The 26,702-nt window shown below is 59.2% G+C and carries 24 protein-coding genes and 1 pseudogene; 6 read left to right on the top strand and 19 right to left on the bottom strand.

The window, feature by feature from the left end; all coding sequences use genetic code 11:
• Position 1: 1 nt before the first annotated feature.
• The 9 genes from ACROHD_RS17895 to ACROHD_RS17855 form a co-directional block, all read right to left on the bottom strand.
• A complete protein-coding gene (locus tag ACROHD_RS17895) occupies positions 2 to 1,111 on the bottom strand; it encodes an ABC transporter ATP-binding protein (RefSeq protein WP_432679776.1) in 1,110 nt (369 codons plus the stop codon).
• Positions 1,112 to 1,116: 5 nt separating this feature from the next.
• Positions 1,117 to 2,010, bottom strand: coding sequence for a carbohydrate ABC transporter permease (locus ACROHD_RS17890; RefSeq protein WP_432679775.1), 894 nt, complete (start codon positions 2,008 to 2,010; stop codon positions 1,117 to 1,119).
• Positions 2,010 to 2,912 (bottom strand): carbohydrate ABC transporter permease, encoded by a 903-nt coding sequence (locus tag ACROHD_RS17885; protein ID WP_432679774.1) that lies wholly within the window; start codon positions 2,910 to 2,912, stop codon positions 2,010 to 2,012. The genes ACROHD_RS17890 and ACROHD_RS17885 overlap by 1 nt, the downstream gene beginning before the upstream one ends.
• A 66-nt stretch (positions 2,913 to 2,978) precedes the next feature.
• Positions 2,979 to 4,223 (bottom strand): ABC transporter substrate-binding protein, encoded by a 1,245-nt coding sequence (locus tag ACROHD_RS17880; protein WP_432679773.1) that lies wholly within the window; start codon positions 4,221 to 4,223, stop codon positions 2,979 to 2,981.
• A gap of 45 nt (positions 4,224 to 4,268) precedes the next feature.
• Positions 4,269 to 5,807 carry an aldehyde dehydrogenase family protein gene (locus tag ACROHD_RS17875; protein ID WP_432679772.1) on the bottom strand — a complete coding sequence of 513 codons (1,539 nt, stop codon included), beginning with the start codon at positions 5,805 to 5,807 and terminating at the stop codon, positions 4,269 to 4,271.
• Between the two features lie 2 nt (positions 5,808 to 5,809).
• Positions 5,810 to 6,577: an enoyl-CoA hydratase/isomerase family protein gene (locus ACROHD_RS17870; protein ID WP_432679771.1), complete on the bottom strand. Its 768-nt coding sequence runs from the start codon at positions 6,575 to 6,577 to the stop codon at positions 5,810 to 5,812.
• A complete protein-coding gene (locus ACROHD_RS17865) occupies positions 6,574 to 8,148 on the bottom strand; it encodes an acyl CoA:acetate/3-ketoacid CoA transferase (RefSeq protein ID WP_432679770.1) in 1,575 nt (524 codons plus the stop codon). Before ACROHD_RS17865 ends, ACROHD_RS17870 begins: the two co-directional genes overlap by 4 nt.
• Position 8,149: 1 nt before the next feature.
• Positions 8,150 to 9,166: a Gfo/Idh/MocA family protein gene (locus ACROHD_RS17860; RefSeq protein WP_432679769.1), complete on the bottom strand. Its 1,017-nt coding sequence runs from the start codon at positions 9,164 to 9,166 to the stop codon at positions 8,150 to 8,152.
• 222 nt (positions 9,167 to 9,388) lie between these two features.
• Entirely contained in the window at positions 9,389 to 10,093 is a 705-nt protein-coding gene (locus tag ACROHD_RS17855; RefSeq protein WP_432679768.1) for an IS6 family transposase, read from the bottom strand.
• 93 nt (positions 10,094 to 10,186) lie between these two features.
• Here ACROHD_RS17855 and ACROHD_RS17850 point away from each other — a divergent pair, with 93 nt between their 5' ends.
• The 4 genes from ACROHD_RS17850 to ACROHD_RS17835 all read left to right on the top strand — a co-directional run bounded on the left by ACROHD_RS17850 (position 10,187) and on the right by ACROHD_RS17835 (position 14,728).
• Positions 10,187 to 10,699 (top strand): tyrosine-type recombinase/integrase, encoded by a 513-nt coding sequence (locus ACROHD_RS17850; protein ID WP_432679786.1) that lies wholly within the window; start codon positions 10,187 to 10,189, stop codon positions 10,697 to 10,699.
• A 571-nt stretch (positions 10,700 to 11,270) separates the two neighbouring features.
• Positions 11,271 to 12,233, top strand: coding sequence for an IS110 family RNA-guided transposase (locus tag ACROHD_RS17845; protein WP_432679767.1), 963 nt, complete (start codon positions 11,271 to 11,273; stop codon positions 12,231 to 12,233).
• Between the two features lie 114 nt (positions 12,234 to 12,347).
• Positions 12,348 to 13,775 carry an amidohydrolase gene (locus ACROHD_RS17840; protein ID WP_432679766.1) on the top strand — a complete coding sequence of 476 codons (1,428 nt, stop codon included), beginning with the start codon at positions 12,348 to 12,350 and terminating at the stop codon, positions 13,773 to 13,775.
• Positions 13,772 to 14,728 carry a M14 family metallopeptidase gene (locus ACROHD_RS17835; RefSeq protein ID WP_432679765.1) on the top strand — a complete coding sequence of 319 codons (957 nt, stop codon included), beginning with the start codon at positions 13,772 to 13,774 and terminating at the stop codon, positions 14,726 to 14,728. Before ACROHD_RS17840 ends, ACROHD_RS17835 begins: the two co-directional genes overlap by 4 nt.
• Before the next feature lie 109 nt (positions 14,729 to 14,837).
• Here the strand turns inward: ACROHD_RS17835 and ACROHD_RS17830 are convergent, their stop codons facing one another.
• The 8 genes from ACROHD_RS17830 to ACROHD_RS17795 all read right to left on the bottom strand — a co-directional run bounded on the left by ACROHD_RS17830 (position 14,838) and on the right by ACROHD_RS17795 (position 24,604).
• Positions 14,838 to 15,365: an RES family NAD+ phosphorylase gene (locus ACROHD_RS17830; RefSeq protein ID WP_432679764.1), complete on the bottom strand. Its 528-nt coding sequence runs from the start codon at positions 15,363 to 15,365 to the stop codon at positions 14,838 to 14,840.
• A gap of 125 nt (positions 15,366 to 15,490) precedes the next feature.
• On the bottom strand, positions 15,491 to 16,486 hold the full coding sequence (locus ACROHD_RS17825; protein ID WP_432679763.1) for an ABC transporter ATP-binding protein: 996 nt from the start codon (positions 16,484 to 16,486) through the stop codon (positions 15,491 to 15,493).
• On the bottom strand, positions 16,483 to 17,469 hold the full coding sequence (locus ACROHD_RS17820; RefSeq protein WP_432679762.1) for an ABC transporter ATP-binding protein: 987 nt from the start codon (positions 17,467 to 17,469) through the stop codon (positions 16,483 to 16,485). Before ACROHD_RS17820 ends, ACROHD_RS17825 begins: the two co-directional genes overlap by 4 nt.
• The gene (locus tag ACROHD_RS17815) at positions 17,466 to 18,761 is read right to left on the bottom strand and encodes an ABC transporter permease (protein WP_432679761.1); all 1,296 of its coding nucleotides are present in this window, start codon (positions 18,759 to 18,761) and stop codon (positions 17,466 to 17,468) included. Before ACROHD_RS17815 ends, ACROHD_RS17820 begins: the two co-directional genes overlap by 4 nt.
• A complete protein-coding gene (locus tag ACROHD_RS17810; RefSeq protein ID WP_432679760.1) occupies positions 18,758 to 19,735 on the bottom strand; it encodes an ABC transporter permease in 978 nt (325 codons plus the stop codon). Before ACROHD_RS17810 ends, ACROHD_RS17815 begins: the two co-directional genes overlap by 4 nt.
• Before the next feature lie 109 nt (positions 19,736 to 19,844).
• On the bottom strand, positions 19,845 to 21,416 hold the full coding sequence (locus ACROHD_RS17805; protein WP_432679759.1) for an ABC transporter substrate-binding protein: 1,572 nt from the start codon (positions 21,414 to 21,416) through the stop codon (positions 19,845 to 19,847).
• A 186-nt stretch (positions 21,417 to 21,602) separates the two neighbouring features.
• The gene (locus ACROHD_RS17800; RefSeq protein WP_432679758.1) at positions 21,603 to 23,060 is read right to left on the bottom strand and encodes a M81 family metallopeptidase; all 1,458 of its coding nucleotides are present in this window, start codon (positions 23,058 to 23,060) and stop codon (positions 21,603 to 21,605) included.
• Positions 23,057 to 24,604: a M81 family metallopeptidase gene (locus ACROHD_RS17795; RefSeq protein ID WP_432679757.1), complete on the bottom strand. Its 1,548-nt coding sequence runs from the start codon at positions 24,602 to 24,604 to the stop codon at positions 23,057 to 23,059. Before ACROHD_RS17795 ends, ACROHD_RS17800 begins: the two co-directional genes overlap by 4 nt.
• 401 nt (positions 24,605 to 25,005) lie before the next feature.
• Between ACROHD_RS17795 and ACROHD_RS17790 the strand changes: the two genes are divergently transcribed.
• Complete coding sequence (locus ACROHD_RS17790) at positions 25,006 to 25,131, top strand: hypothetical protein (protein ID WP_432679756.1); 126 nt, start codon at positions 25,006 to 25,008, stop codon at positions 25,129 to 25,131.
• 37 nt (positions 25,132 to 25,168) lie between these two features.
• On the opposite strand, the pseudogene ACROHD_RS17785 reads toward ACROHD_RS17790, so the two are convergent.
• Together ACROHD_RS17785 and ACROHD_RS17780 are read right to left on the bottom strand one after the other, a co-directional pair.
• Positions 25,169 to 25,321: pseudogene (locus ACROHD_RS17785) on the bottom strand (IS6 family transposase); the annotation flags it as partial.
• A gap of 351 nt (positions 25,322 to 25,672) precedes the next feature.
• Positions 25,673 to 25,990, bottom strand: a complete 318-nt coding sequence (locus ACROHD_RS17780) for an XRE family transcriptional regulator (protein WP_432679755.1) — start codon at positions 25,988 to 25,990, stop codon at positions 25,673 to 25,675.
• A gap of 193 nt (positions 25,991 to 26,183) precedes the next feature.
• Here ACROHD_RS17780 and ACROHD_RS17775 point away from each other — a divergent pair.
• Positions 26,184 to 26,702 (top strand): recombinase family protein (locus ACROHD_RS17775; RefSeq protein ID WP_432679754.1); only part of this gene is annotated, 519 nt, incomplete at its 3' end.

The raw sequence follows: 26,702 nt of genomic DNA, 5'->3' as shown, positions 1-26,702 counted from the left end.
GTCAGTCGATCCGCTGTTCGCTTTCAGGGTCGAAGGCCACGGCCTTTTCCATGTTGATGGCAAACGGAAAGCGATCGCCCGGGGCCACCTGAACGTCGGCACGGAAGCGGCCAGTTACATCGGTTCCGCCCATCTCGGTCACAACAAAGGTGTCGGACCCGGCGGGTTCTGTGATCTCTACAAGAGCTTCAACCTCGTGCACGGCCTGGCTGTTGCGGTCTGCGCCATCGCGGTCGGTGATGGCTTCGGGGCGGATACCAAGCACAATCTTTCGCCCCTCCTGTCCTTGCATACGGCCAGCCGCGAATGGCAGCAGTGCGGTTCCGCCGCCCGCAACTGCGACTTCAGCCGCCGGAACACCGCCATGGTCAACGACCGTCGCTGGAAACAGGTTCATCGAGGGCGAGCCCATAAAGCCTGCCACGAACATATTGGCCGGGTTGTCGTAAATTTCCTTGGGTGTTCCAAGCTGCTGTACATAGCCGCCAAACATCACCGCAATGCGGGTGGACAGGGTCAGCGCCTCGATCTGGTCGTGGGTGACATAGACGATGGTCGTACCCAGCTTCTGGTGCAGCTTCTTTATTTCCGTGCGCATATCCACGCGCAGCTTCGCATCGAGGTTGGACAGCGGCTCGTCGAACAGGAACACGTCAGGTTCCCGCACCAAGGCGCGGCCCATGGCGACCCTCTGGCGTTGACCACCCGACAGCTGCCCCGGCTTGCGGTCCAGCAAATGGCCGATCTGCAAAAGATCAGCGACCTCGCCTATGCGCTTTTCCCGTTCTGGCTTGGCAATGCCATGCATCTCCATGCCAAAGCTGATGTTCCCCTTCACGCTCATGTTCGGGTAAAGCGCGTAAGACTGGAACACCATTGCGATGTTGCGGTCAGAGGGTTTGACGCCGCTCATGCTGCGGCCCTTGATGGAGATGTCACCACTGGTGACATCTTCCAGCCCCGCGATCATGTTCAGCAGGGTGGACTTGCCGCAGCCCGAAGGGCCGACGAGAACGAGGAACTCGCCTTCTTCGATAGAAATGTCGGTTTCATGCAGGACCTTGACCGCGCCATAGGACTTGGTCGCCTGGTTGATGTCGAGAAAACCCATCTGAGTCACCCTTTCACAGAGCCGGCCATCAGACCGCGCACGAAGAAGCGGCCGGCGACGATGTAGACGAAGAGCGTCGGCAAGGCCGCCATGATCGCCCCGGCGAAGTGGACATTGTATTCGCGCACACCCGTAGAGGACTGCACGAGATTATTGAGAGCCACCGTCATCGGCTGGCTGTCGGCGTCCGAGAAGGAGGCGCCGAAGAGGAAGTCGTTCCAGATATTTGTGAACTGCCAGATGATGCAGACCACTGCGATCGGTCCCGAAGACGGCAGCAGGATACGCCAGAAGATGCGGAAGAACCCGGCTCCGTCGATCTGGGCTGCGCGCACTAGTTCCGTCGGGAAAGCAGCGTAGTAGTTGCGGAAGTAGAGCGTCGAGAAGCCGATGCCGTAGACGAAATGCACGAAGATCAGACCCCAAACGCTGCCCGCGACCCCCATCAAACCCAGCATCCGCGCCATCGGGATCAGCACCATCTGGAAGGGGATGAAACAGCCAAACAGCAGCAGTCCGAAAACCAGCGTCGCCCCGCGGAACGTCCATTTGGTCAGGACATAGCCGTTCAGCGCACCGACAATGGTCGACAGGGCCACGGCAGGCACAACCATCAGGATCGAGTTGATGAAATACGGGCGCAGGCCCGTCGCCTCGACACCCACCTGCGCCTCGGACCATGCGCTGCGCCAAGGCGCCACGGTCCATTCCTGGGGCAGCGACATCATTCCGCCCGAGGTGATCTCGGACAGCGGCTTGAGAGAATTGACCACCATCACATAGAGCGGCAGCAGGTAATAAATGCAGAACAGCGCAAGGATCACGTAAAGCGTTACGCGGGCAATGCCAAAGCTCTTGCCACCGATCGCGGCGGGGTTGGTCGTGGACATGCCGGACATCACTTCTTCTCCCGCAGTTCGGACCAGAGATAGGGCACGATGATAGCGGCGATCGTCATCAACATGATCACGGCCGAAGCAGCACCGATCCCCATCTGGTTGCGTGTGAATGTGTAGGAATACATGAAGGTCGCGGGCAGCTCGGTTGCAGTGCCGGGACCGCCGCCGGTCAACGCTATGACAAGGTCGTAGGACTTGATCGCCATATGCGCCAGAACCACGAAGGCGGACATAAAGGCGGGTCGCAGCTGCGGGATGATGATCCGGCGATAAAGCGCGAATGTCGAAGCACCGTCAATCTGCGCGGCGCGCATCATTTCGCTGTCGATACCGCGCAGGCCGGCAAGAAACATCGCCATAACAAAGCCCGAGGTCTGCCAGACCGCTGCGATGACAATGGTATAGATCGCCATTTGACTATCGGTGATCCACGCGAATTCGAAGTCCTCAAAGCCCCAGCTGCGAACCACGGCCTGCAAGCCGATGCCCGGATTCAGGAACCACTTCCATGCAACACCGGTCACGACGAATGACAACGCCATGGGATAGAGATAGATCGTGCGGATGAACCCCTCGGCCCGGATACGCTGATCAAGCAGGATCGCCAGCAGCAGGCCAAGTGCGCAGCAGATCGCGATATAAAGCGTGCCAAAGATCATCAGGTTGGTAACAGCCGTGTCCCATGCTCTGATGCGAAAAAGATTGGTGTAGTTGCGCCAGCCAACAAGCTCGAAATCGGGCAGGATGCGGCTGTTGGTGAATGACAAGTAGATCGTGAACAGGATGAACCCGTAGACGAAAACCGCGACAATGGCGACGCTTGGGCTGAGCACCAGTTTCGGCAGGGCGTCTCGCAGCCGCTCGGTCAGGCCGGGCCGGGACGCGGTCGCATTCTTTGACATCTGTTGGGGTCCTCCTTGAATGGAAGGCGGCAAAGCTGTCGCCGCCTCCCGTTTTTTCTCGTCGAATTACTGTGCGATGGAGACGGCGAGGACGAGTTCCTCGACCGCAGCTGCACTGTCGTATTCGCCGTTGAAGTGAGCGGTGACTACGTCGTAGATCGCGTTCTTCACCGCTGCCGGGCTGGCATGACCATGGGCGAAAGACCCGAAAAGGTTGCCGCTGGCAGAGGCTGCCTGCAGTTCGACATAGCCCTGCTGGCCGCAGGCATCGAGCTCGCTCACATCGAGGTCGGTACGCGCGGGAACTGAACCCTTGACGCGGTTGAAGGCAATCTGGAACGACGGCGATAGGATCGCCTCGGCCAGTGCCGCCTGCTGTGCAGACACTTCACCGCCCTGATCGAACATCGCGAACTGGTCAGCGTTGAAGATCACCTGGTCCTGCGTTCCGGGGAAACGGAAGCACTGGAAGTCCTCACCGGGGGTCTGGCCCGCGTTCAGGAATTCACCTTTAGCCCAATCCCCCATCACCTGGAAAGCAGCTTCGCCGTTGATCACCATGGCGGTGGCGAGGTTCCAATCGCGGCCCGAGAAGTTGTCGTCCACGAAGCCGCGCAGAACGGCCATGCGGTCGAAGACCTCTACCATGGTGTCTGACCCAAGCGCTTCTTCATCAAGGTCAATCATCGCCGCTTGATAGAAGTCGGGGCCACCGGTTGCCATCACGACAGAGTCGAAGATGGTGGCTTCCTGCCAGGCCTGACCACCATGGGCCAGCGCCACATAGCCTGCATCCTGTGCCGCCTGCATGGCTGCAACGAACTCGTCCCAAGTACCGGGCTGTTCAATGCCAAGTTCTTCGAGAATGCCGGCGTTCGCCCAGACCCAGTTGGTCGAGTGCACGTTCACCGGCGCGGCAACCCACTCACCGTCATAGGTAGCGAAGCCCTGCAGGGCCTCGGGCACCACTTCGTCCCAGTTGTTGGCGGCTGCAATATCGTTGAGGTTCGCCAGTGCCCCTTCTGCGGCCCAGTCGAGAATGTCGAAGCCAAGCATCTGAACGGCCGTCGGCGCGTTGCCTGCGGTGACGCGGGCACGCAGAACGGTCATGGCCTGGGTACCGCCGCCACCGGCGACGGGCATGTCCTGCCAGCCGATACCCTGACCGGCCAGGTCTTCACGCAGGACGTTCAGGGCTGCTGCTTCGCCGCCCGATGTCCACCAGTGCAGTACTTCGACGTCGTCAGCCGCCGCAAGGCCGGCCGAACCGACGAAGGCCGCAGCAGTCATGGTCAATGTCAGTTTACGCATTTGGTATCCTCCCTGTTTGCGCAAGTTGTCGTCCGGCCCCGAAAGTCAGGCGTGGGAGCCGGTATTCACCCAAGGCGCCCGCGTGCGGCCAATCCGCATTGTCACGGTCTTCACCTCGAGAAATTCATCCAGACCGTAGCGGCCCAGTTCACGGCCAAGGCCGCTTTGCTTCACCCCGCCGAATGGCATTTCGGCGAAGCCGTCCATCCAGGTGTTGGTCCAGACCGTCCCGGCCTGCACCTTCCGCGCGAAGGACAGGCAGGTGTGGACGTTCTCGCTCCATACGCCTGCCGAGAGCCCATATGCCGCGTCATTAACCAGCGCGATTGCCTCGACCTCATCGCGGAAGGTCAGCACCGACAGAACGGGGCCAAAGACCTCTTCACGCGCTAGCGCCATGTCAGAACGAACACCGGCCACGATTGTGGGCTGATAGAATTGCCCGGCCAGACCGGGCACCCGCAGCGCCGCACCGCCAAGGCGTACCTCTGCACCCTCGTCGGCAGCGGCCTTCACGTAGCTATCAATCTTGGCCTGGTGTTCGCGAGAGATGATCGCACCCACCTGTGTCTCGGGGTTCAGCGGGTCACCAAAGGGCACCTCGCGTGACAGTGCAACGACACGGGCGATTACCTCTTCCGCGATATCCTCGTGAACGATGATGCGAGAACCGGAGTTGCAGCATTCACCAGCATTGAAACAGACCCCAAAAACGACGGCATCGACCGCACTATCCAGATCGGCATCGGGGAAGATCACCTGCGGGTTCTTTCCCCCCAATTCCAGCGACACCTTCTTGAGCGTACCCGAGGTCGCTGCGACGATGGCCTTCCCAACCCCGGTCGATCCGGTGAATGTCACCATGTCGACCCGGTCATCGGTTGTCATCTTTGCGCCTACGGGCTGGCCATAGCCAAGCACGATGTTGACGACCCCGGGTGGAACCCGTGCCTCGGCCATAAGTTCGCCCAGGATCACGGTGGTCGCAGGGGTGAGTTCGGATGGCTTCACCACGGTGGTGCAGCCTGCGGCCAACGCAAATGGCAGTTTTTGCGAGACAATGAGGAAAGGGAAATTCCACGGCGTGATGACCGACACAACACCGACAGGTTCCTTCAGGACCACCCCGAGCAAATCGGAACCGAGCGAATTGTGGCTGTCGCCATGCAGTGTGCGTGCCAGCGACGCGGCGTAGCGCCAAAGATCGGCAGCGCCTTCGATCTCGGCCATGGCCTGAGAAATCGGCTTGCCGGATTCAAGGGTTTCCAAAAGTGCAATCCGCTCTCGTTCACGATCAATCAGGTCAGCCACCCGCAAGAGGATCGCGGCACGTTCCTTGCCGGACATTTCCGGCCAACCACCCTCGTCGAACGCGCGACGTGCCGCGGCAATGGCCGCTTCCACCTCGGCCTCGCCCCCAAGGGCCGCGCGCGTCACCAGCACGCCATGCGCGGGCGAATGACGTTCGAAAACCTGTCCATCCGCGCTGTCGCGCCACATACCGTCGATCAGATGACGCGCCATGAAGGGTTCGGCTGGCAGAGCGCCCGGAGCAGATGCGGAAATCACTTTCAGTTCAGTCATTACTATTCGCCCGTAAACTTGGGTTTGCGTTTTTCCTGAAAGGCGCGGACGCCCTCTTGGCGGTCATTTGTTGCTGACACCATGCCCCCGCCGAGCGCCTCGACCATTGCTGCGCGATCCTCGCCCACAGCGGCATGAAGCATGTATTTTGCGGTTTCGACGGACATTGGGGACAGGCCTGCTGCCCTTTCGGCCAATGCAAAGGAGGCGGCATTTACGTCTTCGGAAATTTCGGCAACGAAACCGAGCGCAAGGGTGCGCTCTGCCCCAAGCCGCTGTCCGAATAGCGCCATCTCCTTAATCACGGGCTCGGGCAGCAGCCGGGCTAGACGTTGAGTACCCGACCAGCCGGGGACGATGCCCACATTGGCCTCGGGCAGTGCGATCGTGGCGGTCGGGGAAATTACGCGAATGTCACACGTCGCCGCAAGTTCCAGACCACCGCCAAAGGCATGCGCCCCGATCGCAGCCACTGTCGGCTTTGACAGGCGTGCGAGACGGTCAAAAATCCTATGACCATCCCGCACCCAGCCACGGGCAAATTCGCCGGGAGGTAGCGGCGCCCATGCGGTTATGTCAGCACCGGCACAGAACGCGCGGGACGGGGCCGCGCTGACGACGACAGCGCGCGCCTCGCGATCTCGCTCCAATGCTGAACAATGCGCTTCGAGCGACTCCAGCATCTCCGGTGTGAAAGCATTCAGCTTGTCGGGATTGTCGAGCCGGATTTCGGCCACTGCACCATGGGATATCAGGTGAACCGTGCTCACAGTGCCATCTCCATCGGTCCCTCGGACAACAGCGCACGAGGCATAAGAGTGGCATCGTTGGCCACCCGGACCCGGCCTTGAGAGGCATCCGTTATGTCCCTTACAGGGTCGATTCCGGGCATGACCTCGCTCGCCACCAAACCGCCTTCGGTCAGGCGGATCACGCAGCGTTCGGTGACATAGAGAACTTCCTGCCCGGTTTCCTGCGCACGCCGGCCCGAGAAGGTGACGTGTTCGACCTCGTCAACCATCTTGGTGAACTTGCCGGGCGTTTTCACCGTCAGAGCTTCTTCCGTCAACTCTAGCTCGGCCCCAGCCTCGAACAGGCCCGAAAAGACAATTTTTCTGGCGTGGGCCGTGATGTCAACAAAGCCGCCACAGCCTGCGGTCAGGTATGGCTTTTTACCCAGTTTGGACACGTTGACATTGCCCTGCCGGTCAATTTCGAGGAAGGACAGGAACGACACGTCGAAGCCACCGCCTTGGAAATACATAAACTGCTGTGGCGAGGGCATGAAGGCGTCAGCGTTCGACGCGCAGCCAAAGGCAAAACCGGTCAGCGGCATGCCCCCCGTTGCGCCCTGTTCAATGGCCCATGTCACCGCCTGCGGATGCCCTGCTTCCAGCAATACCCGCGGAACCATGGCCGAAATTCCAAATCCGAGATTCGCGGTCTGACCATCGCGCAATTCCATCGCAGCTCGACGTGCAACGATCTTTTCGATCCCATGTTCCGCCAGCGTGAAGCTGTTCCAAGGCCGGATGATCTCGCCCGAGATCGCAGGATCGTAAAGTGTTTCGGTGGTCTGCCGCTGGTCTGGGTCGATAACGATCAGGTCCACCAGATGCCCCGGCACACGAACGTCATGGGGGCGCAAGCTGCCAGCTGCGGTCATGCGCTTGACCTGAGCAATGACCAGACCGCCGTGATTGCGAACCGCGATGGCCTGCTCCAGACCACCCAGGTAAGCGCCTTCGTGTTCGTAGGTCAGGTTGCCGCGTTCATCTGCGGTGGTCGCCCGCAGGATCGCCACGTCCGGCACGATGTTGGGAAAATGCAGCCAGGTTTCGCCATTCATCTCAACCCGGCTGACAATGGGTGCGGCGGCGGCGACCTCGTTCATCGCGCAGCCCTGCCGGATGGGATCGACAAAGGTATCGAGCCCCACCTTGGTCATCACGCCCGGTCGGCGTGCGGCCACGTCGGCATGCATGTCGAAAAGAATGCCGGAGGGCACGTTATAGGCGGCCACGCGGTTTTCGACCAGCATGCGCCAGATTTCAGGCATCGGCAGCGAAGACGGCCCGCTTGGGTAGCTGCCGGCGATGATCCGCTTCAGCAACCCGTCCTTTGCAATGTGATCGACGCCCTTGATCCCGTACATATCCCCTGCCGCGATCGGATGAAGGGTGGTCAGGTCACGCGGATGGCCCTCGGCTTCGAACCGCACACCGAGCGCCTCAAGAACCTTGTCGGGACAGCCAAGCCCCGAGGAGGAAGAGACCGAAACCACTGCACCATCCGCGATACGTGATACGGCTTCTGCGGCGCTGACAAGCTTACCCGACATCTCAGACCCCTCCGTAATCGACGCTGGTCCGGCGCCCGGTCTGAGCCGCTTCGCGCACGGCAAGGGCGACGGCGAACGACTTGACGCCATCGACACCGTCAGCGGCTGGCCGACCCTGTCCTTTCAGCGCCTTGTCGAATTCGCCCATCGAGCGCGCATAAAGATCATGGCCCGAGAACGGGATCGCGTGACGACCATCGGCATCCTGCAGCCATACCTCGCCGATCGGGCGCTGTGTCATGACATTACGAGCAACGATGGAGCCTTTGGTGCCATGGATTTCCAGGCCAGTTTCGGCAAATGCGTGGGTAAAGCTTTCATGGGTCTGTACTGTCACGCCAGAGGGCATCGACCACACCGACATGACACTGTCCTCAACCCCCTGCCCCATGCCGGAGCTGGTCGCGATAGCCACAACCTCTGACGGGTCTTCCCCAAGGTGGAAGCGGACAGTATCGGCATCGTGTACCGTGATATCGGGGATTACTCCGCCACCGGCGGATGCGTCATTGATACGCCAACCCTGAAGGACTTCCGGCAGATACACCGCGTGGAAAACGCGCATGCTCAACACCTTACCGATATGCCCGTCGGACACCAGATCTCGGATAGCAAGGTGCGAGCCAGCGTTGCGCAGGTGATGATTGGTACCAAATACGAGCCCCGCTCTCTCAGCAGCGCGGACCATGTCCACCGCTTCGAGCAACGTCATCGCAAGTGGCTTTTCGCAAAGCACGTGTTTGCCCGCTTCAATGGCAGCCATGGCCTGCGGGTAGTGCTTGTCGTTTGTCGTTGAGATGTAGACTGCACCGATGTCGGGATCGGAAAGGATCTGCTCCATATCGGTGGAGGCGGTTTCGATCTCATGGTTATCTGCATAGGATCTTGCGCGCGCGGCATCCGAACTGAGCACGGCTTTAACGTCATGGCCGGGAATGGATCGGATCGCACTGATCATATGCCCCGCCGCTATCCTACTTGCCCCTATCAATGCCCAATGCACGCCACTACCTCCCATGTTGCAATATGGAACGTTCCAACTGTTCTTTGTCCTGCATATTGGAACGTTCCAATTCTGTCAAGAGATTCAGGAAAGCCGTTGGTGCTGCTGTTTATCGACCCAGTGAAATCCTGCTCATGCTACGAAGGAGAACGCGGCAACGAATTGGGTTCGGAAGTCCCTCAATGGTTGTGTCAGACTATTTCTAACCAGTCTCTACAAGGACAGCAGACCTGTCCCTCATGCCGCACAGAGGCCGCGCCACTCAACGAGAGCAGCGGCGCGGTCGGCCTTGAAATGATGTCTGCAGGAGGGGCTGCGTTCCTGGTTGAAATGGTTCGAGACAGAGGCGTGGACGGAGGCGAATTTCTGCAAACTTCGCATGCGCCGGAAACGGAGCATCGCCTTCTCTCGTCGTCGGAATGGTAAATATGAGTTCTCGGCCCGATTGTTGACCCACCTGCCAGTCTGTTGGCGATCGGCCACGCGCAGTTCTTTCAAAGCTGCCCCGTACGACCGAAGTCTGTCGATCACAATAACCTCGGGCTGACCGTGTTTGCGCATCGCTTTCTTCAAGAACTTCAAGGCAGCCTTCTTGTCGCGTGTTTCCGTCACAAAGCTTTCGAGCACTTCGCCCCCGTGATCGACCGCGCGCCACAGGTAGTGACGCTCGCCTTTGATTTTCACAAACATCTCGTCGAGGTGCCACTGCCAGCGGCTCGATTTCATCCCTTCGATCCGCCGCTTCCAGAGCTCGGCAGCGAAAATCAGGCCGAAACGATGCCACCAGAACCGCACGGTTTCGTGGCTGATCTCAACACCGCGCCCGTATAGCAGATCTTCGACTTTGCGGAGGGAGAGCGGGAACCGGACGTACATCATCACCGCCAGGCGGATGATCTCGGGGCTGGTCTTGAAATAGTGGAAGGGGCTGCGTTTGGTCATCTGCGAACGCAAACCAGTGCCCTGCCTCGCCTCAAGCTAAGTTCTTCTGACAGGACCATGGCGACCAATCGAAGACACGAATGATCGCCAGGCATTTCGATCGGCAACCTTCGCGATTTGGCGCTGTTCAATCTTGCCATCGACAGCAAATTGCGAGGATGCGATCTGGTCAAACTGAAGGTCGCTGATGTCTACGCGGCCGGTCGGGTCAAGGAGCGGGCCTCAATCATCCAGAGCAAGACACGGAAACCCGTCCGTTTCGAGATCACCGAGGGCACGCGAAAGTCGCTGCTGGGCTGGATGGACGAGCCGTTGATGATCGGATCTGAATACCTCTGGCCGGGGCGGTTTCACGAGCGGTTGCACATCTCGACCCGGCAGTACGCTCGCCTGGTCCGGGATTGGGTAAAATCGATAGGTTTGGAGCCGAGCTCGTACGGTACCCATTCGATGCGGCGAACGAAGGTTGCGCAGATCTACCGGAAGACCGGGAACCTTCGCGCGGTACAACTCCTCTTGGGCCACACCAAGATGGACAGCACGGTGCGGTATCTTGGTGTCGAGTTGGAAGACGCGCTCGCGATCTCTGAAGCCGTTGAAATCTAATCCACCGGGCCGCCCTTAATGGACGGCCCAGAGCTGCCAATGACCCAACAAATTGATTGCCGAGTTGCGGTCCGTCAAACCAGACCTTCGCGGCGACTGCAAATCCGGGGTGCTGGCGATGGTAACAGAGCCATCAAGCAGGGTTCCTCTGGATTGGTTTCCATATCCTCGATCGTCGCGCAACTGCACCACTTTGTAACTGTCTTGGGACTGACGCCGAAAACCAGGCTCATCTGTGCGAGAGAAGCCAGCGATCACTTCATTGCACTTCTGAAGGGGTGTGTTGTCGTTGCGCAGCCATGACGAACGTGTCCCAAAGTGCTTTCTTACAATTCAACGAAAGGATCAGGCCATCGAACCCTGGGATCAAACACCTTATGTGTCTCGGCCCTGATATAGCTTCCCCGTCGCCGCTCCCGGCCAGGAGCGGCGACGGGGTTGGATACAGCGCTAAACACCTTGTGGCATGACCACGTCATCTAGCAGGCTGATCCTGCCTCTCTTCACCGTCTCGAACAGTTGACGGCGGCCCGTTTTGTGGGACCGCGAAGCATAAGGAAGAGAGAGTGACATGATATCTGAGACTACCATCCTTGGGATAGATGTATCGCGCGACTGGTTGGACGGGTTCTGCCTTCCTGGCCAGAATCGGTTCCGGCACCCCAACACGGCGGATGGCCATATTGCGTTGGTCGCGATGATCCAGAAGCTATCCGGCCCCGTGAAAGTGGGATTTGAAGCTACAGGTGGCCATGAATGGGTGCTCTGGACGGAACTTGTCGATGCAGGGATTATCGCTGTCCAGCTGTCTCCGGCACAGATCAAGGCGTTCGCGCTTTCCCGGGGCACGCTGGCGAAGACTGACCGGATCGATGCCGAACTCATCGCCAGGTTCATGGCATTCAGACCTGAGGCCGGGCGAGAACTTCCAGATGAGAATCTACGTATTCTCAGAACCTTGACGACGCGGAGGGGGCAACTTGTCGATATGCGCAAGCGGCTCAAAGCCCAGATCGCCGCGCGCAGGAAGCAGGGTATTTCTGCCGACGTCGAGACCATGGATGATGAACTCAAAGAGGTGCTCGATACTCAGATCGATCAAATCGAACGGCGGATCGAAAACGTCATCGCACAAGTGGAGCCTCTTGCCGCCAAGGCGAACCTACTGCGATCAATCCCGGGAATTGGTCCGGTCTCAGCTGCGATGCTGATTGCCGAATTGCCCGAACTAGGCCGAATGACATCAGGCGAAGCCGGTGCCATGACTGGCCTGGCACCAGTCCCACACGACAGCGGGGCAATGCGAGTGAGGAGAACGATTGCGGGCGGTCGACGATCGCTGCGACGTGTTCTGTTCCAGGCTGCGCTCGCCGCTGCCTGCCATAATCCAGTTCTCAAACCGGTCGCAAAACGTCTGAAAGAACGCGGTAAGCCCCACAAGCTCGTCATCATCGCAATCGCACGCAGGCTGATCACAATCGCCAACGCGATCATCAAAACTGGCATCCCGTGGCAGCTTCAGCTCGGCGAATAAACACAGTTGCTAGGTTCTCAGTTGAAGAAGTGAAGTTGAGCAAAACTGGATACTTGCCAACCGCCATCGACCATGGGAGCCTCATTCATCGGACCGGTCGGTGGGAGAGCAGCGATGCAGAATTCAAACGTTATCTGGGAGAATGTAGATCATCACAAGGAGGATCTGATTGCATTGTCAGATCGCGTCTTTGAGATGCCGGAAACGCTCTACAATGAGTACCGTTCCGTTGCTGAACACAAGGCGATGCTTGCACAGAAGGGCTTTCGAGTAACCGAAAACGCTGCTGGAATCCCGACGGCTGTTACGGGCGAGGCAGGTGAAGAAGGACCGGTCATCGCGATACTCGGAGAGTTCGATGCGCTGCCTTATCTCAGCCAAGAGCCTGGTGTTGCAGAACCGCGCCCACAGGAATCCGGAGGAAACGGCCATGGCTGCGGACATAACCTGTTGGGCGCTGCGGCCCTGCTTGCCGCGACTGCCGTAAAGGACTGGATCGAGGAAAACGGAATCAAAGCAAGGGTCCGCTATTATGGATGCCCTGCGGAAGAGGGCGGCGCGGCCAAGGCATTCATGGTGCGCGAAGGATTGTTCGACGATGTTGATGCGGCGATATCCTGGCACCCGGCTACGTTTACTGCCGTAAACCGGGCAAACTCGCTGGCCAACACCCGGATCGACTTCACCTTCCACGGAAAGGCAGCCCATGCCGCAGGCGCGCCCGAACTGGGCCGAAGCGCCCTTGATGCGGTGGAGCTGATGAATGTTGGTATCAACTACATGCGCGAACACATGCCGGATGATGCGCGCGTTCACTATGCCTATCTCGACGCAGGCGGGGTTGCCCCCAACGTGGTGCAGCACCGGGCGACCGTTCGGCAACTGGTCCGTGCCTCGGACTTGCCGGGGCTTCGATCCCTGATCGAGCGGGTAAAGAAGATCGCCGAAGGAGCCGCCCTGATGACGGAGACTCGCGTCGAATCCCGCGTCTTTACCGGGGTATCGAACCTGATCGGCAACCGGCCTCTGGAGGAGGCCATGCAGGTGGAGATGGAGCGTCTGGGTCCGGTTGCCTTTGATGAAACAGACACGGCGTTCGCCCGAGAGATTCAAAAGACCCTGACGGCGGACGATATCGCGGTATCCTTCCGGCGCGTCGGTATGCCAGCACCGGACGAAAGCCTAGCCCTTTGCGATTTCGTGGCGCCGCTGGACCTCAAGGGTGAGGGCGGAGAAGGATCAACGGATGTCGGGGATGTCAGTTGGAGCGTACCCACGGTTCAGGCCCGCGTGGCAACCTGTGCAGTCGGCACACCGTTTCACACCTGGCAAACGGTCGCGCAAGGCAAGGCTCCGGCCGCGCACAAGGGTATGGTCTATGCCGCCAAGGTCATGGCTGCAACAGCCAAACGGGTAATGGAAGATCCTGCCCTTCTTGCAAAGGCAAAGGAGATTCACGCGGCCCATCTGAAGAAGACACCTTATGTTTGTCCGCTTCCCGATGGGGTCGAACCGCCGATCGTGCCAAGGCCCACCTCATGAGCGCGACCGACCCCAACAAGTATCCTATCGAGCTGCCCTTCCCCGATATCTCGCCTTACCGGGTCGGCAACACCGGCGTGGACTACTACACCAGCTTTGACAGCGGCGTTGCAGGGCCACATGTTCTGATCAATGCCCTTGTTCACGGCAACGAGGTCTGCGGGGTCATCGCACTTGACCATCTGTTTCGGGCGGGCGTCCGGCCAATGAAGGGCACGCTGACGCTCGGATTTTCCAATGTCGCGGCCTATGAGGCCTTTGACGGGGACGATCCGATGGCAAGCCGGTTTCTGGACGAGGACATGAACAGGGTCTGGGATACGGAAACTCTGGAGGGGGATCGCAGGTCGTGCGAACTTGATCGCGCCCGCCAGATCCGCCCCCTGATCGACACGGTGGATATCCTGTTTGACGTGCATTCGATGCAGCACAAGACGGCCCCGGTGATCGTGGCCGGGCCGCTGGAAAAAAGCACCGCAATGTCAAGGCAACTCGGGACACCGGAGATTATCGTGGCCGATACTGGCCATGCTGCGGGGCGACGGTTACGCGACTATGGTGGCTTCGGTGATCCTCGCAGCCCCAAGACCGCAGTGCTGATCGAGTGCGGCCAACACTGGGAAGCGGCTGCGGGACCAATTGCGATCGACAGCGTATATCGCTGGCTATTGTTGCATGAGATGATCGAAGCCGAGACTGCAGAGCCCCATATGTTGCCCCTACCGGCCGCACAGCGCGTGGTGAAGGTCGAGATGCCGGTCACGGTCGAGACCGACTGCTTCGAGTTCGCACAGCCCTTCACGGGCCTGGAGACGCTCTCCAAAGGGGATCTGATCGGCATGGATGGAGACAAGGAAATCCGCGCGCCGCATGATGGCTGCGTTCTGATCATGCCAAGCCGCAGGCTGACCCCGGGGGCGACGGCGGTGCGCTTGGGCCGTTGGGTCGAGTGAGCGGCAAGGGGTGTGATCTGGCTGGATCTTCAGCCCGGTGTTTCAAACGGCGTAAGGCTGCGAGTGTCAGCAATGAGGGACAAGCGCACCGTTCTTCTACTGGCAACACCTAGCTCCATTTCGGGCCGCTTGGGTTCGGGTACACCGTTTTTGGGCCGCCCGAAACGCGCACCACCGGTCCGCCGAACGCGTTCCACCTGAACAGCACAAGGTGCCACCCACCGGGGATGTGACGCGACACGTCGATGAGTCCGTCGGCGTCCAGCTCTCTGATCTGGTCCGAAATCTGCCACGAGTCCGGCTCTTTCCCTTCATTCAACGCGGGACGCCAAGGTCGGTTGGACAAGTCCCGATCAACGCCAATATCTCGGCATGACCTCAAGCTGAGCTGGTCAAAGACACGAGCGCCGATGACGTCCAGTGTGAAGACAAATCTCGGCTTCATATCCTCCCGCATGTAGCCGGAAACCGCCCTGCGCGCCCAATCGAGGTTTGGGCTCATGTACAACGCGCGTTGCCCATGGCGATGATAGCGGCCCGCGCTCTGCGGGGTGGGAGGCGCCAGAACCCGATCAATCTGGTTCACAGGTATGGTGCGGTAAAATTTGCCGCTCAGTTCAGTCAGAGGTACTGGCATTGCTCGAAGGCTCATCTAGCGCCATTGCTTGTGGTGACTACCGAACTAGCACCAGGCATCTGCGCCGTTGTTCTTCGTATGGTCGGGTCCGGGAAAGGCAGGAATACGCCCCTGCCATCCGAAACCTAACCGTCGTTCAGGTGGCAGGCGCTGGTGCGGCCGGGTGAAATTTCCTTCAACTCGGGCACCTCGATCCGACAGCGTTCGGTGGCATGGGGGCAGCGCGGATGGAAATGGCACCCCTTAGGCGGATCAAGCGGTGACGGGATTTCCCCTTTGATCGGCGCGTAGATCCGCCGATCCGTTTCAAGGCGTGGCGCCTCTATCAGCAGGGCCTGTGTGTAGGGATGGTTCGGTGCAGCGAACAGCTCTTCCGTCGGTGCCGTTTCGACGACCCGTCCCAGATACATGATCACCACGCGGTCGCTGAGATGCTCGACCACGCCAAGATCGTGGCTGATAAACAGATATGTAAGCCCCAGATCCTCGCGCAGGTCCATGAACAGGTTCAAAACCTGCGCCTGGATCGACACGTCAAGCGCGGCGACGGCCTCGTCGCAGACGATGAAATCTGGCTGAACAGCCAAGGCACGCGCGATGCCGATACGCTGGCGCTGACCGCCGGAAAACTGGTGTGGGTATCGATGACGATAGGACGGGTCGAGGCCCACTCGCTGCATGGTCATCGCAACGTAATCCTCTACCTCGCCACGTTTGATCAAGCCGTGGAATAGGGGCGCCTCGCTGATGATATCGGACACTTTGAGCCGTGGATTGAGGCTGCTCATGGGGTCTTGGAATATCATCTGGACCTTCAACCGGCTTTCCAGCAAGTCCTTGCCCCGAAGCGATTGGACATCCTGGCCGAGAAACCGGATAATCCCCTCTGTGGGCTGATGGACCCCCGCCACGCAGCGGCCAAGGGTGCTCTTGCCGCAGCCGCTTTCCCCGACCAGACCAACCACTTCCCCGGGCATGATCGACAGATTCACGCTATCCACGGCGTGCACCGTGTGTTCCTCGACCTTGGCCCCAAGACGGCGAGCGAATTTTTCGGCAATGTCGAGCTTCTTCACAAACCGCTTGGACACGGCTTCCAGTTCAATGATCGGAGTGGTCATGCTGCCGTCCCCCGGTCCTCGCCGACGCCAAGGGGATGATGACACCGGACCAGGTGATCGCCCTCGGGTGTGGTGGCGTCGGGTGCTGTTGCACAGGCTTCGCTGGCGCGGTCGCATCTTGGCCGGAACGCGCAGCCGGCTGGAAGATTCATCGGCAAGGGCGCCATGCCCCGAATCTGGGTTAGACGCGTGCCACGCGCATTGCGGGACGGGGCAGAGCCGATCAGACCGGAGGTGTAGTGATGGAAGGGCCGGTTGACGACCTCTTCGGTGGTGCCCATTTCCACGATCCGCCCCGCATACATCACCGCCACCCGGTTGGCGAGGCCAGCCACCACCGCAAGGTCATGGGTGACCCAGATCATCGCCGTGTTGTGTTCGGCCACGAGTTTCTGAACTTCGTAGAGGATCTGCGCCTGGATCGTGACATCAAGCGCCGTTGTAGGCTCGTCCGCAATGATCAGGTCCGGCTGATGCAGGAGGGCAATCGCGATGGCCACACGCTGACGCATACCGCCGGAGAACTGGTGCGGATAGCTTTTCAAACGCTCATCCGGGCTGGGAATGCCGACCTGCCCCAAGACATCCCGGCACCTTTGACGGGCATCCTCATCCGTCCATTTTCCGTGCGCCCTCAGTGCCTCGATCATCTGAGTATCTACCCGCAGGACGGGGTTGAGAGTCATCATCGGGTCTTGAAAGATCATTGCGATCCGGCGTCCGCGCAGGTCGCGCATCTTAGGTTCTGGCAATGCCACCAGATCCTGACCATCGAAGCGAATAGACCCTTCCACGATCCGGCCAGGTTGATCAACCAGGCCCATGATCGAAAAGCCTGTCACGGACTTTCCCGATCCGCTCTCTCCCACAATGCCAAGGATCTCGCCCCGGTCGAGCTCGAACGACACGCCATCGACGGATTTCACAACACCGGATTTGGTGAAGAAATGGGTCTTCAGGTTATCGATGCTCAGCAGGCTCATCGGTTCAACCTCGGATTTAGGATGTCTCTCAAACGGTCCCCCACAAGGTTGATTGCGATGATCGTGATGAGCAGCGCGATGCCGGGATAGACGCTGATCCAGTAACGTCCGGAGAGCATGTACTCAAAGCCGTTAGAGATCAGCAGGCCCAGGCTTGGTTCCGTTACCGGCAAGCCGATCCCAAGGAATGACAGGGTCGCCTCCAGCGCAATCGCATTCGCTACCTGAACGGTTGCGACGACGATGATCGGCGGCAGGCAGTTCGGCAGAAGATGCCGGAAAATGACACGAGTGCGGGACAGGGCAAGGCATTGCGCGGCCTCCACATATTCTTTGCTGCGCTCGACCAAAGCCACCGATCTGGCGGTTCGCGCGAAGTAAGCCCATTGCACGATCACAAGTGCCAACATGACCTTCTCGACCCCTGATCCGAGGATTGCGAGCAGCATTAAGGCCACAAGGATCGTTGGGAAGCTGAGCTGAAGATCGACAATACGCATGATCACGGTTTCGATCTTGCCACCAAAAAAGGCGGCAATCATGCCTAAGCTCAGGCCGATGATCATGGCAAAGAAGCAGGAAACGACGCCGACTGCCAGACTTGTGCGCAGGCCATACATGATCGCCGACAACATGTCGCGACCCTGCCCGTCGGTCCCGAGCCAATAGGTCATGATCGTCTCGCCTTCGGTCCCGTGGACAGCCAGTTCCAACTCAAAGGGCTGATCTAGGGCACGGTCGGAGGAGATCGTGAATTCCTCAAGATCCGCAGGTTCAACTGTCCAGAAGGATCGGAAACTGTGTTTCTCACCGACATCCAGATCAGCGCCACGCGGCAATTCATCGAGCCGCAGGGGCTCAAGTGGAACACTGTCCAGTGCTGGGTCGAAGACAAGGCGAACCACCACGGAATTTTCGCCGCTGACCGGCGTCCAGGACAGCACCGCGCCATCAAAGGGGGCCTCATCCGGAAAGGCGATCTCGGTTCGACCTTCGGTCGTTGGATCGATGGCGAGGATCAGATCGGTTTCCCACGGATCGGTCATCCGAAGGGAGCCGGGTGGTTGACGGCTGTCCTCCAGGCGGATTTCAGACAGATCATAGGGATTCTGGGGCGCGATTACAGTTGCGAGGATCGCTATTGATATGATGCAAAGCAAGATTACCAGCCCGAGTACAGCAAGCGGGCTTTCAACGAAATCCCGTGCGATACGCACCGCAGGGGGCACCGGTTTGACCGCCTTCTGGTCAGGTGGTGATGCGGTGCCTGGATCGATCTCGATGCTGCTCATGCCTTTTGATCCGAAAGTCGGACACGAGGGTCCAGGATTGCGTAGAGGATGTCCACGATGAGGTTGATGGTGATGAACAGGCACACAATCACGATGAGGTAGGCAACAATCACCGGTCGGTCGAGCTGGAAGATACTGTCGATGATGAGCTTGCCCATACCGGGCCAGGCAAACACCGTCTCGGTTACGACCGCAAAGGCGATGACCGACCCGAACTCCAAGCCGATGATGGTGACAAGCGGGATCATGATATTCTTGAGGACATGCAGGCCGATGACGCGGCGGGGCCGAAGGCCCTTCGCACGGGCGAATTTCACATAGTCCAGATTGATCGTCTCACGCACCGAGGCGCGGGTCAGGCGGATGACGAGGCTCGTCTTGAACAGAGCCAGATTGATTGCAGGTAGGATCAGATGGCTTATTCCATCCCAGGAAAAGAAACTGCTTTCTATCCCGAGGAATTCGCCGCGCACCCCCCGGCCGCCGGCGGGCAACCACTGCAGGATTACCGCAAACAGCATGATAAGCATCAAGCCTTGCCAGAAATTGGGAAGCGAAAATCCGAAGATCGAACCGGTCATGATTGTCCGGCCAGCGATGCTTTCGGGTTTCAGGCCTGCGTAGAGACCCAGTGGAACCCCTATGAAGATCGCGATGACCATAGCGCAGATGGCAAGTTCCATCGTCGCCGGGAAGCGTTGCAGCACCAGTTGCAGGGCGGGTTCACCAAAGACGAAACTGGTGCCCAGATCGCCCCTGACAAGATTGCCCAAAAAGGCGAGATATTGTTCGGGCAGACTCCTGTCGAGACCGAGACGGGCGATGGCGGCGGCCCGTTCTGCTTCAGTCGCGTCCTGGCTGATGAGAATTTCAACCGGATTGCCGATGGCATAAACCCCCGCGAACACGAGAACCGTCATGACAAGGATGACGAGGATGCTCTGCATCAATCGGCGGATGATGAAAACCGTCATGGTCGCGGATCCGTCCCTAACGTGGTCCCCTTCAAGAGCCTAGGAGACACAGCAGTCGTTTGGTAGCGGACGGGCGGAAGATCGAAACCCTCCGCCCGCATCAGGTCACTTATTCGATCACCACATTGGTCGGACGCGTGTATTCGTCCGTCCGCGGGATGTACCGAAGCCCGGCGCGCGTAGCCCAGGTGTTCACCTGGAAATGCGTCGGGATCAGCCCAACTTCACGCATGGCGATTTCAGTGGCCCGCGCAAGCAGTTCCTGGCGAAGATCGTCATCAACCGTGTTCAGCGCGAGTTGCAGGGTCGCGTCGAACGCCGCGCTAGAATAGCGGCCACGGTTTGTCCGACCAAGGCCCGTATCGTCATCGCGCGTGTGCAACAGCGCGCGCAGCGGCGATGAGGCCTCACCGGTGCCAGATCCCCAACCAACAAGCATCAAGGAGAATTCGGATCCGTTCTCGTCCCCTGTCGCGCGGCCGAAGTAGACCGAACGCGGCATGGTTTCGACTTCGGTCTGAATTCCGACACGGGTCAGCATCTGAGCAATCGCCTGGGCGATCTGCTCATCGTTGATATACCGGTCGTTCGGGCCGTGGATCGTCAGGCGGAAGCCGTCCGGATATCCGGCCTCGGCCAGCAGTTCGCGCGCACCTTCAGGATCGTATTCCGGCACCTCGATATTGTCGGAGACACCGAAGAATCCTTCCGGCAGCACCTGCCCGGCTGGGATAGCGATGCCCTCCATCACCTCTTCAACGATGGTTTCGCGGTCGATCGCCATGGAAATGGCCCGCCGAACATTGACGTCCTGGAACGGATTGAAGATCTGATTGCCGTCATTGTCGGTTACGAAGGGTGAATAGACCCGGCGGCTGTCGATATGCAGGTAGATCACCCGGTTGGACACGCCCTGGCTGAGAACGATGTCCTCGTTGCCTTCAAGCGTTTCGATGTCGGATGTCGGAACCCCCGAAATCACATCGACGTCGCCCGCCAAAAGGGCTGCAACGCGCGCCGCGTCAGAGCTGATGGGCCGATAGGTGACGGTGTCGAACTGCGGAGCACCGCCCCAATAGTCGGGATTGGCTTCCAGCACGATGCTTTCACCCGGCGTGTAGCTGACAAAGCGGTACGGACCGGTTCCGATGCTGGCGGTGCCGGCGTTGAACTCTTCCGTTGTCGCCTCGGGATTTTCCGAACTGATGATCTGAATGGTGGACAGGTCGATCGGGAGCAACGGGTACGGACCATTTGTGCGGAACTGAATGGTATGGTCATCAACAACGATGATTTCGGCGATGCCCGCAGTGTAGGTCGCGAAGGAAGACGGGCTGTTGGGTACATTCGGAACACGCTCGTAGCTGAACACCACATCTTCGGCCGTGAAGGCAGAGCCGTCATGGAAGGTCACGCCCTCGCGCAGCTGAAATTCCCAGACATCATCGGCAATCGGTCCCCACTCGACGGCAAGGCCGGGCCCGAGCTGCTGATTGCTGTCCTGATGTAGCAGGCGATCGTAGATCAGCCCCACGATCTGGTTGTTGTTGCCGGTGTTATGGTAGTGCGGGTCCATGGCCGTGACCTCGGACGCCACCGCAATCGTAATATCTTCGGCATGGGCGACTGTGCCCAATACCATCCCCGCCGCAAGCGTTGCGGCAGACAATGACTTCCACATTGCATTAACTCCCTGTTTTCAACGGTTCCATGCCTATTTTGAGGGGTGCTCTTGGGGGCACCTTTTTTCAGGCATGGGTCACGTTAGACGCAATTTTCCGGATCCGGGTAGCATTTTTTTTCCGTCCTGCTGCTGCAAGGCGCCAGGAAACCGGATTAATAGAAGCACTTGAAGGGACCGGACGGGCTATGGACGCGCGTGTTTATAAGGAAGTGTCGAGATATCCGCCGGCCCGTAATCCGCTGTGTCGATGATGACGATTGCAGCGGCGAAGCCGTCCCAGGCCGCCCGAAAATGCGTTTTCGACCGCAGTAGGACGATGTCAAATTCCCAAGGGTCGAGATCGAATTGAACAAACGGGTCAAAGTCGATCGCACTCTGCGAAAGGCTTGTGACACTGATCTTCATACCGCCCACATCCAGTAGAACGCTGTCCCCCAAGCGGACTTCGCTGCCGGCCCGCATCTCTCCGGTGCCGCGATATCTGAAATCCCGCTTCACGGCATCGACCCGCGCCGTCACCTGGACCGGGCCGCCGGCTTTTGGGGCGGAATGCCCCCCGAGGCACAGCGCAACCTCCGCGCCTTGACCTGCTGCAATGGCATCTGCCACCGACCCCGGATCCCAGAGGAAGGGCACCGCAATCCGCATCTGGTCTGCAAGGGGCAGCAGGTGGCGCAGCCCATGAGTGCTGTCATTTGCGCGGTCTGCATGTTCCAGGATGACAACCGGACGATCCGACCCGCCCGCGATGGCGCATGCTTTTTCAACGCCTTCTTTCAACCCGTAGACAGGAACGGGTGCGGACAAGGCCTGCCTGTGGTGATCGAGCTCTTTTGAAAGGTCGTCTGCCAGAGCCTCTGCGTCTTCCACCGTTCCATCGACGACCGCCACGACAGACGCCCCGCAGTTAGGAACATCCGCGTAGGCAAACCCGGCAAAGAGCGAAACGTCCAGATATCCAGCCTTGTCATCAGAGGCGGATCTCGCCCTCTCGACAAGGCTGTTCAGAGGGGTGAGATCCGTGGCGGAGAAGATGGAAGGAAGGATCAACCCGGGTCTGGCCAATGCCATGGCGGGGCGAATTTCGCCCCTGAGGGTCTTTAACAGGCATCGCGCCGCGCGTTCTCCGGTTCTCCCCATGTCGATGTGAGGAGAGTAGCGATAGCCAAAGGCCGCCGTCGCCCCTGCGAGGGAACCCGCATCCAGATTGGCATGATAATCCAGCGCTACCATGATCGGCATATCCGGTCCGGCAGCCTTGCGGATCGCGTCGAGCGTGCGCGCGTCGGGATCCAGCTCGTCCTGGGTCACCATCGCCCCGTGCAGATGCAGCAGCACCCCGTCAGCACTGCCCCGCACCGCCCTAATGCCGTCCACGATTTCCTGTCGATAGGCCGCAACCGCCTTCTGATCGGCAAGCCCTGCGGCCCCGCCATCGGCATGAAGGATCGGGACAGCCTCCGCCCCGGCCTCATCAAGGATCCTCAGGAAGCCCCCCATGACGGTGTTGGAGTTGTGAAAGGTCTCGACAAGATCCTGGCCGCGCATGGTTCCCGCCTCGAAGACGTCATGACCGGTAACATGCGGCAGGAAGGTTGCGCATTCCATATGCAGCCCGGCAAGTGCGATACGATAACTCACGGCAACATATCCATTGCTTCGAGATACGGGATGGCCCAGTCAGGAGGTGACCAGACAGCGTCAGCATCAAGAGGATAGACCGGGCGTGGCAATCCACTGAAATTGAAGTTGCTCAGTACCGGGCTGGTAAGACCCGTCGTGTCCACTTCAAGCACCTGTTCCGGCGTGAAGAACTCGTCGAACCCCGCGCGGAAATGGCCGCGGCTTTTGACGACAACGGTACGAAAATCCCTTGGATCGAGACCGAGATGCTCAAAATAGACCGGGTCAGCGCATTGCTTGCGGTTGCTGGCGACAACCACTGTGATGCCCGCGATTCTCAAGGCAGCTGTTGGCCCCAGATCTACGCGTCGGCCAGCGACGAGCCCGCGTCGCCCAACAACGCATCCGTCACTCAGGGCAACCACTTCCGCTTCGACGGAAAACGGCACTCCGAAACCGTCGGACCCGCCGCGCAGGAACCGCGCCGTGAAGCTTTCGCCAACCCCGGCAGAGGCAGCTTCAGCCGCGAGGTCGGCGTCGATGAACAGTCCATAAAGCACGTCATCGGCCTTCGCTGCGATCAAGGCCTGAAGGAGATCACTGGATGTCCCGAGGCCGCCACCACCGGGATTGTCGCCAGCATCCGACAGGATCCATCGCGCGTCATCTTGCGCGGTGGCAGCTTGAATGGCATCGGCGATTGATGTCAGGTCACGCGTAAATCGGTGTCTTTCGGCCCAAAGCTGCCCGGCCAGCCGTGCGGTCTCGCGCTCGGCCACGGTTCGGTCCGTCGCCGTGACAAGAACCGCCACACCGTTGTCGGGCGTATCGCTATAGACAAACCCGCCGAGCACAGTGGCATTCGCGACAATCCCATGAGCATCCGTGAGATGGGCCGCTTCTCGGACCTGATCGGCATAGGCCCCCGGGCCATCGGTCAGCAGGGTCACGCTGGCAGGTGTCAATGGAAGGCGCAGATGGCGCATGTGGAATTTGGTTCCATTTATCATGCGGGAAAGGATGATGGCGGCCTCACGTGCCACCTTTGCCTGATCGACATGGGGATTGGTGCGGTAGCCAATCAGACAATTGGCTGCACGGGCCATCCTGTCGGAAAGGTTCGCATGCAGATCAAGTGTCGCAACCACAGGCACGTGCGGTCCTACAGCCTCGCGAACGACCTCCATCAAAGCACCATCGGGGTCCAGGGTCTCTACACCGACCATCGCGCCATGGCTGGCAATATAGACCCCGTCAATCGGCGCCTCATCTGACAATTTGGTGCGTATGATGCCCAGGACAGTACGCAGCACGTCTTCATCCAGCGGGCCCCCTGGCTCCGCACCAGCCACAAGAACGGGCACCACCTCCGCATCTAGATGGCTGGCTACTTCGTCCAGAAACGCCGGAATCTCAGCCCCCTGTCGCGGCGCAACTCTGCGGGCATCTGACAGGATTTCTTGACCCACGAGCCAGGTGCGACGATCAAAGTCAGCGCGATCCGTATTCGGTGCGAACCGGTTGCTTTCGAGTAGAAAGCCCAAAACGGCGATCCTGGCCATGGTGGCACCAGCGTTTGCGAGACTGAAACTAAACTCTATGTGCACAAAGCGCATCAGTCGAGCTTTTCGGGTCCGCCTGATGATGGACGTGTCGCGGGTCTTGCTGTTCTTCTTTTGTCTGAAGAATTCGATCTTGGTAGTGCCGCACTGGCAACTGAGATGACCAAACTATCCGCATATTGCTGTCACGCACCTCCCCGTGATCTGAAATCTGCAAAGTGGCCCAGAGCGGACGCTGATCCGTCGCTCTACGAAAGGCTGGTTCAAGTCCAAAGCGGACAAGAGTTTGATTTAGCGCTTTGTCGCTATACCATTAACATACGACTCGACTGCTCGCAGCTTTGCTCTGCCCTGCGTGCTCACGACCAAGAACAGAAGAAAAGCCGGGAGGAGTTAAGCCAATGAACTTACTTCAGGATAGTCCGGGTATCAGCTTCTTTCTGATCGTTGCACTTGCTCTGGTGGCATCTCCGATACTCCAAAGGCTGATTGGCCGCGTTGCACTTCGGATGGTGCTGGCAGACTAATTCGAACCAGTCTCCACAAGGACAGCAGACCCGTCCCTTATGCCGCACAAAGAGCGCGCCACTCGGCGAGAGCAGCGGCGCGGTTCTGCTTGAAGAGGTATCGACTGGAGAGGCTGCGTTCCGTATTGAAGAGGTTATAGACTGAGGCGTGTACGGCGGCGAATTTCTGCAAAGTTCGCATGCGCCGGAAATCACCCGCGAAAACTGACCCGCGGGTTGCTTGCATCAGAGACTCGCAGGCGAAATGCGCCGGGTCCCGCCCCGGAGACGCGTCTCTACCAGCACCAAACAGGCCTAACCCGCGGGAATTCCGAAGGGAAATCACGGGTATTTTACATTAATATCAAGGGGTTATGTGGGTGGCGGTGCTGGGAGACCAATGCGAACCAGTCTCTACTAAAAGGGCGGCACGCGAGAACACCTGGGGAACTCTGGGCATTTTTCTAACTTTCTGAATTTTCTCGGTTTTGATCGAGCGAAGCGACTTCGAACTGAACGTCGCTCTACTCAGGAGTGTCGCGAACCTGGCGCGAAACACCGCCTACTCGCTTTCACCAGCCCCTGCTTCGGAAGTTCCGAGAAGGCCGTCCAAGACATCGAGCACTTGAAGAAGGGTCTCGCGGGTTTCGTGCAGTCCCGCCCCAATCTTCAACTCTCCTCGCCCGGCCAACACAAGCACCGCAGCCAACACCTCGTTCGAATTCCGCATGAGCTCGACCAGGTGCTCTCCAGCCGGACCGTGGGAGCCTGCGAGCCAGTTCTTGGCCGTTCGCTCCGAGACACCCGTCCAGCGCATCACAATCTTGATCGCTTGATGAGATCCACCGAGCTCCCGCTTCAGAGCAGCCGCAATGGCCATTTGTTATTTTAGTCGATCGACCTTCCCTTCGTCGTCATCTGGAAAAGTCTTGCCCATCTTAGGAAACATTTTTCCGAACCTCCGCGTCTATGCTTCGGCCCCATGGAATCACAGGCATTTCCCGTGACTTGCCGAAGGCGAAAAATGAAAGGCTCGGTTCTTGAGCTGGAGGGACGGACATGACGGAGGCGCAATGGCGCCAAAGGGAGCGCAGCCTCGGCGCGCTGCTCAATACGTCCGCATGTCTACCGAGCATCAACGCTATTCGACAGAGAACCAGTCGGACTCGATCGCGCACTATGCTGAGCAGCGCGGGATCGAGATCGTCCGCACCTATTCGGATGAGGGAAAGAGCGGTCTAAGGATCCAGGGCCGCGACGGACTCAAGCAGCTGATCGACGACATTCAATTGGGCAGAGCCGATTTCGAAGCGGTGCTCGTCTACGATATCAGCCGCTGGGGTCGGTTTCAGGATGCGGACGAAAGCGCGTACTACGAGTACATTTGCAAACGCGCCGGCATCTCCGTCATCTATTGCGCCGAGCAATTTGAAAACGATGGAAGCCCGGTCTCTACGATCGTCAAAGGCGTCAAGCGCGCCATGGCAGGCGAGTACAGCCGGGAACTCTCGCAAAGGTGCTGCCAGACGAATGCGAACCAGTCTCTCCAAGGGCAGTATGGCTGTCCCTTATGCCGCGCAAAGACCGCGCCA

Origin of the sequence: Nioella aestuarii (assembly GCF_050896395.1) — a bacterium.
Taxonomy (GTDB): Bacteria; Pseudomonadota; Alphaproteobacteria; order Rhodobacterales; family Rhodobacteraceae; genus Nioella; species Nioella aestuarii.
Note: the sequence above shows the minus strand (reverse complement) of the source record. Positions and strands in the feature narration are given on the sequence as shown.

Bases quoted from the DNA above. Each gene is read 5' to 3' on its own strand.
- ACROHD_RS17895 (WP_432679776.1), bottom strand. From the start codon at position 1,111: ATGGGTTTTCTCGACATCAACCAGGCGACCAAGTCCTATGGCGCGGTC.
- ACROHD_RS17890 (WP_432679775.1), bottom strand. From the start codon at position 2,010: ATGTCCGGCATGTCCACGACCAACCCCGCCGCGATCGGTGGCAAGAGC.
- ACROHD_RS17885 (WP_432679774.1), bottom strand. From the start codon at position 2,912: ATGTCAAAGAATGCGACCGCGTCCCGGCCCGGCCTGACCGAGCGGCTG.
- ACROHD_RS17880 (WP_432679773.1), bottom strand. From the start codon at position 4,223: ATGCGTAAACTGACATTGACCATGACTGCTGCGGCCTTCGTCGGTTCG.
- ACROHD_RS17875 (WP_432679772.1), bottom strand. From the start codon at position 5,807: ATGACTGAACTGAAAGTGATTTCCGCATCTGCTCCGGGCGCTCTGCCA.
- ACROHD_RS17865 (WP_432679770.1), bottom strand. From the start codon at position 8,148: ATGTCGGGTAAGCTTGTCAGCGCCGCAGAAGCCGTATCACGTATCGCG.
- ACROHD_RS17860 (WP_432679769.1), bottom strand. From the start codon at position 9,166: ATGGGAGGTAGTGGCGTGCATTGGGCATTGATAGGGGCAAGTAGGATA.
- ACROHD_RS17855 (WP_432679768.1), bottom strand. From the start codon at position 10,093: ATGACCAAACGCAGCCCCTTCCACTATTTCAAGACCAGCCCCGAGATC.
- ACROHD_RS17845 (WP_432679767.1), top strand. From the start codon at position 11,271: ATGATATCTGAGACTACCATCCTTGGGATAGATGTATCGCGCGACTGG.
- ACROHD_RS17840 (WP_432679766.1), top strand. From the start codon at position 12,348: ATGCAGAATTCAAACGTTATCTGGGAGAATGTAGATCATCACAAGGAG.
- ACROHD_RS17835 (WP_432679765.1), top strand. From the start codon at position 13,772: ATGAGCGCGACCGACCCCAACAAGTATCCTATCGAGCTGCCCTTCCCC.
- ACROHD_RS17830 (WP_432679764.1), bottom strand. From the start codon at position 15,365: ATGCCAGTACCTCTGACTGAACTGAGCGGCAAATTTTACCGCACCATA.
- ACROHD_RS17825 (WP_432679763.1), bottom strand. From the start codon at position 16,486: ATGACCACTCCGATCATTGAACTGGAAGCCGTGTCCAAGCGGTTTGTG.
- ACROHD_RS17820 (WP_432679762.1), bottom strand. From the start codon at position 17,469: ATGAGCCTGCTGAGCATCGATAACCTGAAGACCCATTTCTTCACCAAA.
- ACROHD_RS17815 (WP_432679761.1), bottom strand. From the start codon at position 18,761: ATGAGCAGCATCGAGATCGATCCAGGCACCGCATCACCACCTGACCAG.
- ACROHD_RS17810 (WP_432679760.1), bottom strand. From the start codon at position 19,735: ATGACGGTTTTCATCATCCGCCGATTGATGCAGAGCATCCTCGTCATC.
- ACROHD_RS17805 (WP_432679759.1), bottom strand. From the start codon at position 21,416: ATGTGGAAGTCATTGTCTGCCGCAACGCTTGCGGCGGGGATGGTATTG.
- ACROHD_RS17795 (WP_432679757.1), bottom strand. From the start codon at position 24,604: ATGGCCAGGATCGCCGTTTTGGGCTTTCTACTCGAAAGCAACCGGTTC.
- ACROHD_RS17790 (WP_432679756.1), top strand. From the start codon at position 25,006: ATGAACTTACTTCAGGATAGTCCGGGTATCAGCTTCTTTCTGATCGTT.
- ACROHD_RS17780 (WP_432679755.1), bottom strand. From the start codon at position 25,990: ATGGCCATTGCGGCTGCTCTGAAGCGGGAGCTCGGTGGATCTCATCAA.